We start from the raw sequence: 12,035 nt of genomic DNA on the forward strand, positions 1-12,035 counted from the left end.
GCGAGCAAGCCCGCTCCCACAAGGGGTATGGCTGTTACGCAACCACTTGATAACACGGCACATACGCCGCGCCACCTGGCAGCTTCATCCGGTGCTGGGCGACGAAGGCCTTTAGCAGCTGATCCAGCGGTTGCATGACAGCCACATCGCCACGGATCTGGTACGGCCCGTGTTCTTCGATCAGGCGGATACCCTTGTCCTTGACGTTGCCGGCGACGATGCCGGAGAACGCGCGGCGCAGGTTGGCGGCCAGTTCGTGGGCCGGCAGGTTGCGGCTCAGTTTCAGGTTGGCCATGTTTTCGTGGGTTGGATCGAACGGGCGCTGGAAGCCTTCGTCGATCTTCAGCAGCCAGTTGAAATGGAACGCGTCATTGCGCTCGCGACGGAACTGTTTGACCGCCTTCAGGCCTTGAGTCATTTGACGCGCGACTTCAGCCGGGTCGTCGATGATGATCTCGTAGTGTTGCTTGGCGGCTTCACCCAGGGTGGCACCGACAAACGCATCCAGTTGCTCCAGATACGGCGCGGCATGTTTAGGTCCGGTGAGGACCACGGGGAAGGGCAGGCCGGCGTTGTCCGGGTGCATCAGGATGCCGAGCAAGTACAGGAACTCTTCGGCCGTGCCGGCGCCGCCCGGGAAAATGATGATGCCGTGGCCGACGCGGACGAAGGCCTCCAGGCGTTTTTCGATGTCCGGCAGGATCACCAGTTCGTTGACGATCGGGTTGGGCGCTTCGGCGGCGATGATGCCCGGCTCGGTCAGGCCGAGGTAGCGGCCGCCGTGGATACGCTGTTTGGCGTGGGCGATGGTCGCGCCTTTCATCGGGCCTTTCATCACGCCAGGACCGCAACCGGTGCAGATATCGAGGCTGCGCAGGCCCAGTTCGTGGCCGACTTTCTTGGTGTATTTGTATTCTTCGGTGTTGATCGAGTGGCCGCCCCAGCACACCACGATCTTCGGCTCGACACCCGGCCGCAGCGTGCGGGCGTTGCGCAGCAGGTGGAAGACGTAGTCGCTGATGCCCTGGGAGGTGCTCAGGTCGATGCGTTGGGCGTCGAGTTCGTTTTCGGTGTAGACAATGTCGCGCAGGGCGCTGAAGAGCATTTCCCGGGTGCTGGCAATCATTTCGCCATCGACGAAGGCGTCGGCCGGGGCGTTCAGCAGTTCCAGGCGTACGCCGCGGTCCTGCTGATGAATGCGGATTTCGAAGTCCTTGTAGGCTTCGAGGATGGTTTTTGCGTTATCGACATGGGCGCCGGTATTGAGGATTGCCAGGGCGCACTGGCGGAACAAGGTGTAGGTGCTGCCGGATCCGGCTTCGCTCAGTTGCTGTACTTCACGTTGAGAAAGGGTTTCCAGGCTGCCTTTTGGGCTGACCGAGGCGTTGATTACTTGTCGTTGGGTCATTCAATGATCCTTAAAACGATGCCATTCATACAGATAACTGGCATCCGAATAGTATGTATCCATGAAAGAAGATGGCACGAACTGCGCTGTATCGCCATTTCCCCGTTTGACGATGAAAAGATGAAAAGGAGCCCCAGCATAGCTAAATCCCCTGCAGAGGCGATAATGCCCCGCAGCCTTTTTACCCATGCCCTCAAGGAACCCCGTCGCGATGTTCGAAATCCAGCCGCAGAACCCCGAACGCTATCGAAGCCAGACGCGACGCAGCACGATAATCATAGCCTTGATTTTCCTGGCCCTGGCGATGGTGTTGTCCACCACGGCGGTGGCGCTGTTCGGCGAACCCGGCGGCGACAATCTGCGCTTTAACGTCGGCGGCGTGTTTGTGTCGGTGCTGCTGATGGCAGCGCTGATGCGCGGCACGTTCTGGACTCAACCGTGGATGGCCCCGGCGGTTTACGGCTGGCAGCTCAAGCGCAGCCTGATGAGCATCACCAACGTCATGCATCAGGTGACGGCGGCGGTAGAGAAGGAAGATCCGACGGCCATGAAGCTGCTGCGTTTCTACCATCTGGGGCTGAGTCAGATGCACGAGCTGGACGGCAACTCCAGTGATCACAGCCAATTGACCCGCGAGATGGATCAGCACAAGGCACGGATGGAAGCGCTGGGCATCGAGACTGATCAAACGCGATTGAATCCGGCCTGGATCGAGGCCGTGAAGCAGACGCCTCGGGATAAACCCTGATTCGTCGACAACCGCTGAACTGCAGCCTTGGCGAGCCGGAGGTGAGATTAGTTCTCGCGCAAATCAGTTTTCAGGTGTTTGATGAAGCATAGTTGCCTGTCACCAGGCGGCTCATACCCATCAGGGGTCGTAAAAAGGGCGAACGGGAAGATTCGCCCTGTGATCAATATTTCAGGGAACGTCATGGGTCATCCGTCCGTCAACAATCGAATTGAACAATCCCGCCATGGTGTGCCTCGGGTCGCCGAGCAAGCCGGGGCCACACTCAAGGTTCGCTCTGCGGTGATTCTGCTGGTCGCGGTGTGCCTGTCCATGGCGGCTATCGTGATTTGGGAAGCCTGGAACTCGCGCCAGTACCATCTGCACGACAAAGAAGTGGCGATGTCCAACCTTGCCCAGACTTTGGCCTCGCAAGCGCAAGCGTCGATCAAGCAAGCCGATATGTTGCTGTTGACTCTGGTGGATCGCCTTGAAAACGATGGCATCGACCAGGCTCGGGTACCCCGACTGGAGCGTTTGCTCAAGGCCCAGCGCAGTGAGTTGAGCCAGCTCCATGGCTTGTTTGTCTACGGCGAAGACGGGCGCTGGATTGCCAACTCCAACGGTGCCGTCATGCCCGGTGCCAACAACGCCGATCGTGAGTATTTCAACTTCCACCGCAATCATCCCGACCGTGGCCCCCACATCGGTCCCTCGATCAAGAGCCGTTCGAGCGGTGAATGGATCATGACAGTGTCCCGTCGTATCAATCATCCGGATGGCCGGTTTGCCGGCGTGGCGCTGGCAACGATTTATCTCAGTCATTTCCTCGGGCTCTACGACAGTATCGACATGGGGCAAAACGGCGTGATCAATCTGATCGCCGATGACGCCAGTATCGTCGTTCGCCGGCCGTTCAACGAAACTGAAATCGGCATCAGCGTCGCCAAGGGACCGCTGTTTACGCAACTGTTGCCCAAGGGCAATTCGGGCACGGCGATGGTCCCGTCCTATGTGGATGGCGTCGAGCGGGTGGTCGGTTTTCGCAGGGTCGACGGTTATCCGCTGATCATCTATGCGGCGCTGAATAAAGATGAAGTCCTGGCCGCCTGGCGTAATGAGGTACTGCTCAGTTCCGGGATCGTCTCGTTGTTCCTGGGGTTTCTCGGCGTCCTCGGTTATCGCCTGATTCGCCTCATGAAGCAGCAGAATCACGTGCAGGGCGTATTGCTGGACGCGCAGGAAAAACTCATCGAGGTCAACCGCAGTCTTGAGTTGCTGGCGCTGGAGGACGCACTGACCGGGCTGTCCAACCGGCGTCAGTTCGATCTGTTCATCCTCGCCGAAATGGGCCGCGCCAGACGCAACCAGACCCACCTCGCGCTGCTGATGATCGATGTCGATCACTTCAAGAGCTTCAATGATCTTTACGGCCATGTGGCCGGCGATGAGTGTTTACGCAACATCAGCACGATCATCAGGGACAACATCAAGCGCCCCGGCGATCTGCCTGCTCGCTATGGCGGTGAAGAATTTGCGGTGGTACTGCCCGGGACCGACTATGTGGGAGCGTTTCTGGTGGCGGAAAAAATCCGCCGCGCGGTCCAGCTGGCCGGCATCCGGCACAGTGAAGGGGTTGAAGGCACGGTGACGGTCAGCCTGGGGGTCGCCGCTTACAATCCGGCGTCACAAGCCCAGCCCAGCGACCTGGTGGGGGCCGCCGACAAGGCGCTGTACGTGGCCAAGGCCAGCGGTCGGAACATGAGCGTCATTGCCAATTGAATTCAAACAAGGCTGCCAACTGCCCGGATGGCTTCCAGCCAGGTGAGACCTTCAATCGATAACATGATCCGAACCGGCTTCAGGCTGCGCGACGCAACTTCCACCGTTTGATCAACCGAAGATAGACCAGCACGTTGATCACCAGCACGACGCTGCCCAATCCGATCTGGATCGCCGGCGTCAGGCCCGCCGGGTAAATGACCGGCCACACGTAATGTTCGATGAAACCGCCGCCATAACCGGTTTGCCCGGCTGCGTCGCGCATGAGGTTTTCCCATTGCGTCAGCGGGCAGGGCAAGTGGAAGACTTCCACCGACACGCCCCACACAGCCGCGGGCAGGTGCCACCAGGCCAGGGGATGCCATTTGAGCACCAGCAGCCCGCCGAACAGCACGAACAGAATGAACAACAGGTGGAACAGGACCAGCCCGTCGGCGGCGATTCGGTAAAGCATGTCGACTCCCTGACGCGTTATGCGAATGGCTCCATGGTACTCGGGCGGGTCGCTGATGCTCTATCGATTGCTGCTGTTCGGCGCTGCGAGCACGACGAGGGAACAGGCCGTGCCGTCCTGTTTGCCATGACTGTGGTGAATCAAGGGTGCAGCGGATCAAAGGCACAAGTGCGCAAGATCGTTCAAGCCAGCGGCCAGCGACTGCTGGCACAGTCTGGGGTCTTTCCCTGGTTGTAGAGCGTTATGTCCAATTCAATCATGCCGCGCAGCGCCTTTCTTCGCGGCGCCGCGGCGATCATGCCGTTGTCCCTGGCTACCGCGCCCTGGGGCTTGCTGGCCGGCTCCATGGCCATCGAGGCCAACCTCACGCCCCTGCAGGGCCAGGGGCTGTCGAGCATCGTGTTTGCCGGGGCGGCACAACTGGTGGCGATCGGCATGCTCAAGGGCGGTGCCGGGATCTTTTCGATTCTGCTGACCACGCTGCTGCTGACCTCCCAGCATTTGCTCTACGGGATGAGCATGCGTTCGGTGATTTCGCCGTTACCTGGACGCTGGCGTGTGGGGCTGGGTTTTTTGCTCACTGATGAGCTGTTCGCCCTGACCAGTGCGCATGACAAACAACAGTTCAACCGCTGGTACGCGTTGGGTGTCGGCCTGACGTTCTACATCGCCTGGAATCTCTTCACCCTGGCCGGCATCGTGCTGGGCAGCAGCATTCCGGGGCTGGAACATCTGGGACTGGATTTCTCCATTGCCGCGACTTTTATCGCCCTGATCACCCCGGTGGTGCGAAACGTGCCGACCGTGGTGTGCGTGGCGGTGTCGTTGTTTTGCTCGGTGCTGTTCAGTTATTGGCAATGGGGCTCGGCGCTGGTGCTGTCGGGGTTGGCGGGCATGACCGCGGGCTTTATCTGCAACAAATTCTACGGTGGACGCACATGATGGTCTGGGCGGTGATTTTCGGCATGGGGCTATTGGTGTTCCTCAATCGCTATGTGTTTCTGGAACCGCGGCTGCCCGTGCGCCTGAGCAGCAATGCGCGGCAATTCCTGGGTTTTGCGGTGCCGGGCATGCTGACGGCGATCTGTGGGCCGATCGTGTTCATGCCGGACAAGCAGCTGAATCTGCAATGGGATAACCCGTACCTGCTCAGTTCGCTGGTGGCGGTGGGGTTGGTGCTTTACACCCGCAATACCTTGCTCAGCATGTTGTTGAGCATGGGGTTCTTCTTTTTGCTGCGTTGGTGGTTCTAAGTCGTCCCTGTCGAAACTGTTCTACGCTTAAAAGGGACCCCTACAGGAAGAGAGGTGAGCATGGCTAATGATCCCAAGCGTCCGGACCCGGATGAAGAGGTGGATGACGAACCCTCGGAAGAGGAGATTGAGCGGCAGCGGCGTTCGACGCCGGACTGGAAGCATCCCGACGATGGGAAAGAACTGTCGGATCGCGATCAGGAATGGCCGTTGAAGCCTTGACTGCGCAATACCTGCGTTCGGCCTCTGGGAATGGGGCAAGCAGATCAAGTTCAAGATCAAGATCAAAAGCCGAAGCCTGACGCGGTACCTGTGGGAGCTAGCCTGCTCGCGAAAAACGTCCGGACACCGCGTTCATTCAGACAGCACACGTTATCGTTCACGTCTTTCGCGAGCAGGCTCGCTTCCACAGGATGCGCACTGGAACCAAACACTGTGTACCCTTATCCAACCTCGGCCCGCAGCAACCTGCGGGCCGACGAAGGATAAATGGGCAAAACATGAAACAGCTGTTCAAGGTTCTATCTGCACTCATCATCGCCACTGGGCTGGCGGGGTGCATCGCTTCTCCCATCGAAATGACGCCGCAGACCGAACAGCGTCTGAGTGAGCAACCGCCGATCCGTTTTCTGCTGACCTTCGACGACGGCCCCAGCGCCTCGAGTTTGTGGAATCCGACGATGACGGTGCTCGACAGTCTGGCCACTAACCCGGTGCAACCGAACCTCAAAGCGGTGTTCTTCGTGCAGACCGGTGCGCCACGTGCCGGCAACAGCGAAATCGGTCGCGAGGTCATGCGCCGTGAACACGCAGACGGGCAGATTCTGGGCTTCCACACGGCGACCCACTCGCACACCAATCACCGCTCCCTGAGCCCGGAAGAACTGGAGCAATCGCTGAGCAAAGGCAGCGCCGACATCGCCGCGATCAGCGGCGCGCCGCCGACCCTGGTGCGCCCACCATTCTGGAGCTATGACAAACGGGTTTTCGCCGCCTATCAGCAGCACGGCATGCACCTGTTGCTGACCGATCTGAGCGCCAATGACGGCAAGATCTGGGGCTTCAACGCCAGCCCTCAGCGGCGGGCCCACTTCTTGCGCGCAATGTCCGAAGTGCGCGAACGCATCGCCCTTGGTGAGTTACCGGTGGTGGACGGAGTGATTCCGGTGGTCGTGACGTTCCACGATCTGAATCGCTACACCGCCCGGCATACTCGCGAGTACCTGCAAATCCTCCTCGACAGCGCACGGGCTACCGGTGTGAAAACCGCAGAAAAGCCGTTTTACGACGACACGGCTGCGCTGCAACGGGCCGCGATGGCGCGGACCGTTCGCGACAGTTCAGAGCCGGTCAAATTACCGGGGCTCTGGAATTGGATCTGGGGTGCGGATTCTCACTGAAAGGTCGCCAAAATGAGAAACAGCTAACACTTATTCTGAGCATTAGCGGGCGCAGGATGGGGAAAGCCCATCTATGCTGAGCAAGTTGGATCCGATTAACTTGCCACGGAGGCGCCACTCATGGTTTCAGTTCCTGAGCTTTGCCGCATTGTCGAGTCGGGTTTTCAACCGCTTTCCTGTGCCTGCACGGTGAATCCCGACGGAACGTTACGGATTAAAGTCTACGAACCCGCCACCGGGCGCATTGCTCTGTTGATTACCGGTGTATCGCCTGAACGACTGACCAGCGTTCGCGATATCGCCAATCTGATAGGCGAGTTGCGCATCGAGATGCGCGCCGGTCGCCGGGCTTTTGCTGGCTGAAGCAGGTCGCATTGCGGATCAGGCCCGCGGTTGCAGTTCATCGATCATCTGCAAGCAATGATTCAACCCCGGCGATACGTCGCCCACGCGCCTGCTGAGAATGATCGGCGAGGTTGCGTTGTCTTCCAGCAGCGGCGTGAAACCGATGTCATCGCGGTGTAGCAGTTGCACCGAGGCCGGCACCAGCGTGACGCCGATTCCCGCTCCCACCAGACCGATGGCGGTTTGCAATTCGTTGGTCCATTGCGCCACATGAATGCTCACGCCATAGGATTCGAATAACGCAATGACGTGATCGGCATAGCTGGGCCGCGGGTTGCCGGGGTACAGCACAAAAGGTTCTTTCGCCAGTTCGCGAAGGCTGATCGGCCCGGCCAGTAATGGGTGCCCGGCGGGCAGGGCGGCGACCAGCCGATCTTCGGTCAAAACAGTCTGGATGATCGCCGGGTCATCGATGCGGATTCGGCCGAAACCAATGTCGATGCGCCCGGCCTTGAGCGCCTGCACTTGCTGCAGCGTGGTCATTTCCGAGAGCCCCAGCTCAAGCTCCAGGGGCTCGCCGCTGCGCAAACGGCGAATCAGTTCCGGGAGCACGCCGTAGAGCGTCGACGGTGCAAAACCGATGCCCAGCCAGGTCTTTTCGCCCAGACCGATCCGCCGCGTGTTGTCGCATACCTTGCTCAGTTGCTCGAGCAGGGCGGTGGAGTGCTCATGGAAAAACCGCCCGGCATCGGTCAGCTTCAGCGGCCGCCCGCGTTCCAGCAACAACACGCCCAGTTCATCCTCCAATTGCTGCATCTGCCGGCTCAGTGGCGGCTGGGCGATGTGCAGCAGTTCGGCGGCACGGGTGAAATTGAGGGTTTGAGCCAACACCTGAAAATACCGCAGGTGACGCAGTTCCATGGGGCCTCCAGTCGCAAGTCGGTTGCATACCTTAAAGGTATCAAGTCAGACCAATTCTATATTGGCTTCCCGAAAAAAGCCGTACCAGAATCGGTTCCAGAACTTTAAGAACCTGACAGGTATCGACATGCTTGCAACAGCCATTGAATCGATCGAGACGATCATCGTCGATCTGCCGACCATCCGCCCGCACAAGCTGGCGATGCACACCATGCAGAACCAGACCCTGGTGATCATTCGCGTGCGCTGCGCCGACGGCATTGAAGGCATTGGCGAATCCACCACCATCGGTGGCCTGGCCTACGGCAACGAAAGCCCTGACAGCATCAAGACCAACATCGACAAACACTTCGCGCCGCTGCTACTGGGCCAGGACAGCGCGAACGTGAATGCCGCGATGTTGCGCCTGGAGCGCAGCATCCGTGGCAATACTTTTGCTAAATCAGGTATCGAAACCGCCTTGCTCGACGCTCAGGGCAAGCGCCTTGGACTGCCGGTCAGCGAGTTGCTGGGCGGCCGCGTTCGCGATGCCCTGCCAGTGGCGTGGACCCTGGCCAGTGGCGACACCGGCAAGGACATCGCCGAAGCGGAGAAAATGCTCGACCTGCGCCGCCATCGGATTTTCAAACTGAAAATCGGTGCCGGCGAAGTCAACCGCGACCTGGCTCACGTCATTGCAATCAAGAAAGCCTTGGGCGACCGCGCCAGCGTGCGGGTCGATGTCAATCAGGCCTGGGATGAAGCGGTCGCGCTGCGCGCCTGCCGGATCCTGGGAACCAACGGCATCGACCTGATCGAACAGCCGATCTCGCGCAATAACCGCTCCGGCATGGCGCGCCTGAATGCCATGAGCCCGGCGCCGATCATGGCCGACGAATCCATCGAGTGCGTGGAAGACGCCTTCAACCTGGCCCGTGAAGGCGCGGCCTCGGTGTTCGCCCTGAAAATCGCCAAGAACGGCGGCCCGCGCGCCGTGCTGCGAACTGCGGCCATCGCCGAAGCGGCGGGTATCGGCCTGTATGGCGGCACCATGCTCGAAGGCGGCGTCGGCACCCTGGCCTCGGCCCATGCTTTTGTCACGCTGAACAAACTGGCGTGGGACACCGAGCTGTTCGGTCCGCTGCTGCTGACTGAAGACATTCTCAGCGAGCCGCTGGTTTATCGCGATTTTGAGCTGCACGTGCCGAAAACGCCGGGGCTGGGCCTGAATCTCGATGAAGAACGTCTGGCGTTCTTCCGCCGAGACAAAACGTCTACTGCCATTCATCAAGCCTGAGGAGAGCATCATGCTGTTCCACGTAAAAATGACCGTGAACCTGCCGGTCGATATGAATCCCGAAGCAGCCGCGAAGCTGAAGGCTGACGAAAAGGCCCTGGCCCTGCGCCTGCAAGAGCAAGGCAAGTGGCGTCACCTGTGGCGCATCGCCGGACACTATGCCAATTACAGCGTTTTCGACGTCGACAGCGTGCAGGAACTGCACGACCTGCTCATGCAATTGCCGCTGTTTCCGTATATGGCGATCGAGGTCGAGGCGCTGTGCCGACATCCTTCTTCCATTCGCGAGGATGACCGCTGAACCCAGCCTGTTCAGTTCGCTACGCTAATAATTACAAGATGAGGAACCCACCAAAATGAACGTCAAGATTTCCCACACTGCCAGTGTCCAGAAGTTTCTCGAAGAGGCCAGCGGCCTGCATAACGAGGCCGGCGATCCGCGGGTCAAGGCGCTGGTCTACCGCATCCTGCGCGATTCGGTGAACATCATCGAAGACCTGGCGGTGACCCCGGAAGAATTCTGGAAAGCCGTCAACTACCTCAACGTGCTGGGCGCGCGTCAAGAGGCCGGGTTGGTGGTGGCCGGGCTCGGTCTCGAACACTACCTCGACCTGCTGATGGACGCCGAAGACGAGCAGGCCGGCAAGGCCGGCGGCACGCCGCGGACCATCGAAGGCCCTCTGTACGTGGCGGGTGCGCCGCTGTCGGAAGGCGAAGCGCGACTGGATGACGGCGTTGATCCGGGGGTGGTGCTGTTCATGCAGGGCCAGGTCAAGAACACCGCCGGCGAACCGTTGGCCGGTGCGGTTGTGGACGTCTGGCACGCCAACACCGGCGGCACTTACTCCTACTTCGATACCACTCAATCGGCGTTCAACCTGCGTCGTCGTATCGTCACCGATGCCGAGGGTCGTTATCGCTTTCGCAGCATCGTGCCGTCGGGCTATGGCTGCCCGCCGGACGGTCCGACCCAGCAACTGCTCGATCAACTGGGCCGTCATGGGCAGCGGCCGGCGCACATTCACTTCTTCATTTCCGCGCCGGATCATCGTCACCTGACCACCCAGATCAACCTCGATGGCGATCAATACCTGCACGACGATTTCGCCTATGCCACCCGTGACGAGCTGATTGCCAAAATCACCTTCAGCGACGATCCACAGCGCGCAGCGGCACACGGTGTCAGCGGTCGTTTTGCCGAAATCGACTTCGATTTCACCTTGCAGACCTCCGCGCAACCCGACGAGCAGCAACGCCACGAACGGGTCCGCGCACTCGAGGACTGATATCCTCGAACAACAACCGGGCCACGAGATAACCGACTGTTTATCTCGTGGTCTTCGGCGTTTCGACCCTGGAATGGCCCGACGCAACCTATAACAACAATGAGAGTGACCCGATGATGCAAGCGCAACTGTTGAGTCAGCGCAGCACCGTATTCGACCACGCCGACCCTTACGCGGTGTCGGGGTACGTCAATCAGCATGTCGGTAACCATTGCATTCTGATGCCCCGGGCCGGGCGACCGCTGGCCAGCCTCAATCACCGCAAGTTTGCCAGCCTCGACCTGTGCCGCATCAGTTACGGTGGCATCGTGCGCGTCACATCGGGCGCGCTGGAAAGCATCTATCACCTGCAAGTGCTGCTGCGCGGCAACTGCCTGTGGCGCGGCCACGGCCAGGAACACTACTTCGCCCCCGGCGAGTTGCTGCTGATCAATCCCGACGATCCGGTGGACCTGACGTATTCCGACGATTGCGAAAAATTCATTCTGAAAGTCCCCACCCCGTTGCTGGAATCCGTATGCGATGAACAGCGCTGGCGCTATCCGGGGCAGGGCGTACGGTTTCTGGAGAACCGTTATCAGCTCAATGAGCTGGAAGGCTTTGTCGGTCTGCTGGCGATGATTTGTCAGGAAGCCGAGGCCACCGAGCAGATTCCCAAGGTGCAGGAGCACTACGCACAGATCATCGTCAGCAAGATGCTCAGCCTGATGAAGACCAACGTCAGCCGGATCAGTCTCGGCTCACAGACGGCCACGTTCGAGGTGATTGCCGACTACATCGCAGGCCACCTCAAACAGGACATCGACAGCGAAGAACTGGCACGCCAGGCGCGGATGAGTCTGCGCTCGCTGTACGGATTGTTCGAACGCAACGCCGGCACCACGCCGAAAAACTACATCCGGCAAAAACGCCTTGAGCGCATCAACGCCTGCCTGAGCGACCCGACCTGCAACGTGCGCAATGTCACGGAAGTGGCGATGGATTACGGCTTCCTGCACCTGGGGCGGTTTTCCGACAGCTATCGCAAGCAGTTCGGCGAATTACCGTCGGACACCCTCAAGCGCCGCCACTGACCTGGCAAACACCGCCCATCCCTGTGGGAGCATGGCTGCTGATCGTTCCCACGCTCCCGCGTGGGAATGCAGCCCGGGACGCTCTGCGTCCCAAAAGCGGACGCGGAGCG

Annotated in this window: 14 protein-coding genes; 11 read left to right on the top strand and 3 right to left on the bottom strand. The window is 59.8% G+C overall.

Annotated elements, in window-relative coordinates:
- Window positions 1-34 precede the first annotated feature (34 nt).
- The gene (ppnN, locus tag PFAS1_RS22835) at window positions 35-1,408 is read right to left on the bottom strand and encodes a nucleotide 5'-monophosphate nucleosidase PpnN (RefSeq protein WP_056744871.1); all 1,374 of its coding nucleotides are present in this window, start codon (window positions 1,406-1,408) and stop codon (window positions 35-37) included.
- A 211-nt stretch (window positions 1,409-1,619) separates the two neighbouring features.
- On the opposite strand from ppnN, the gene PFAS1_RS22840 reads away from it, so the two are divergent.
- Both PFAS1_RS22840 and PFAS1_RS22845 read left to right on the top strand, forming a co-directional pair.
- Window positions 1,620-2,156: a DUF3087 domain-containing protein gene (locus PFAS1_RS22840; RefSeq protein WP_074875683.1), complete on the top strand. Its 537-nt coding sequence runs from the start codon at window positions 1,620-1,622 to the stop codon at window positions 2,154-2,156.
- 183 nt (window positions 2,157-2,339) lie between these two features.
- On the top strand, window positions 2,340-3,917 hold the full coding sequence (locus PFAS1_RS22845) for a sensor domain-containing diguanylate cyclase (protein ID WP_076030619.1): 1,578 nt from the start codon (window positions 2,340-2,342) through the stop codon (window positions 3,915-3,917).
- A 79-nt stretch (window positions 3,918-3,996) separates the two neighbouring features.
- On the opposite strand, the gene PFAS1_RS22850 is transcribed toward PFAS1_RS22845, so the two are convergent.
- On the bottom strand, window positions 3,997-4,371 hold the full coding sequence (locus tag PFAS1_RS22850) for a DUF2784 domain-containing protein (protein ID WP_076030620.1): 375 nt from the start codon (window positions 4,369-4,371) through the stop codon (window positions 3,997-3,999).
- Between the two features lie 243 nt (window positions 4,372-4,614).
- Here PFAS1_RS22850 and PFAS1_RS22855 point away from each other — a divergent pair, with 243 nt between their 5' ends.
- The 5 genes from PFAS1_RS22855 (at window position 4,615) to PFAS1_RS22870 (ending at window position 7,387) form a co-directional block, all read left to right on the top strand.
- Window positions 4,615-5,313: an AzlC family ABC transporter permease gene (locus PFAS1_RS22855; protein WP_076030621.1), complete on the top strand. Its 699-nt coding sequence runs from the start codon at window positions 4,615-4,617 to the stop codon at window positions 5,311-5,313.
- On the top strand, window positions 5,313-5,624 hold the full coding sequence (locus tag PFAS1_RS22860; protein WP_162842873.1) for an AzlD domain-containing protein: 312 nt from the start codon (window positions 5,313-5,315) through the stop codon (window positions 5,622-5,624). Before PFAS1_RS22855 ends, PFAS1_RS22860 begins: the two co-directional genes overlap by 1 nt.
- A gap of 60 nt (window positions 5,625-5,684) precedes the next feature.
- Window positions 5,685-5,846: a hypothetical protein gene (locus PFAS1_RS29780; RefSeq protein ID WP_198044923.1), complete on the top strand. Its 162-nt coding sequence runs from the start codon at window positions 5,685-5,687 to the stop codon at window positions 5,844-5,846.
- 278 nt (window positions 5,847-6,124) lie between these two features.
- Complete coding sequence (locus PFAS1_RS22865; RefSeq protein WP_076030622.1) at window positions 6,125-7,024, top strand: polysaccharide deacetylase family protein; 900 nt, start codon at window positions 6,125-6,127, stop codon at window positions 7,022-7,024.
- Between the two features lie 120 nt (window positions 7,025-7,144).
- On the top strand, window positions 7,145-7,387 hold the full coding sequence (locus tag PFAS1_RS22870) for a DUF1652 domain-containing protein (RefSeq protein ID WP_076030623.1): 243 nt from the start codon (window positions 7,145-7,147) through the stop codon (window positions 7,385-7,387).
- A gap of 18 nt (window positions 7,388-7,405) precedes the next feature.
- Here the strand turns inward: PFAS1_RS22870 and PFAS1_RS22875 are convergent, their stop codons facing one another.
- Complete coding sequence (locus PFAS1_RS22875) at window positions 7,406-8,290, bottom strand: LysR family transcriptional regulator (RefSeq protein ID WP_008154539.1); 885 nt, start codon at window positions 8,288-8,290, stop codon at window positions 7,406-7,408.
- A 127-nt stretch (window positions 8,291-8,417) separates the two neighbouring features.
- On the opposite strand from PFAS1_RS22875, the gene PFAS1_RS22880 reads away from it, so the two are divergent.
- The 4 genes from PFAS1_RS22880 to PFAS1_RS22895 all read left to right on the top strand — a co-directional run bounded on the left by PFAS1_RS22880 (window position 8,418) and on the right by PFAS1_RS22895 (window position 11,925).
- Entirely contained in the window at window positions 8,418-9,566 is a 1,149-nt protein-coding gene (locus tag PFAS1_RS22880; protein ID WP_076030624.1) for a muconate cycloisomerase family protein, read from the top strand.
- Window positions 9,567-9,576: 10 nt separating this feature from the next.
- On the top strand, window positions 9,577-9,867 hold the full coding sequence (gene catC, locus PFAS1_RS22885; RefSeq protein WP_074875701.1) for a muconolactone Delta-isomerase: 291 nt from the start codon (window positions 9,577-9,579) through the stop codon (window positions 9,865-9,867).
- A gap of 55 nt (window positions 9,868-9,922) precedes the next feature.
- A complete protein-coding gene (catA, locus tag PFAS1_RS22890) occupies window positions 9,923-10,852 on the top strand; it encodes a catechol 1,2-dioxygenase (RefSeq protein WP_076030625.1) in 930 nt (309 codons plus the stop codon).
- A 113-nt stretch (window positions 10,853-10,965) separates the two neighbouring features.
- Window positions 10,966-11,925: an AraC family transcriptional regulator gene (locus PFAS1_RS22895; RefSeq protein WP_076030626.1), complete on the top strand. Its 960-nt coding sequence runs from the start codon at window positions 10,966-10,968 to the stop codon at window positions 11,923-11,925.
- Window positions 11,926-12,035: the final 110 nt, after the last annotated feature.

The organism is Pseudomonas frederiksbergensis, from assembly GCF_001952935.1.
GTDB classification, from domain to species: Bacteria; Pseudomonadota; Gammaproteobacteria; order Pseudomonadales; family Pseudomonadaceae; genus Aquipseudomonas; species Aquipseudomonas frederiksbergensis.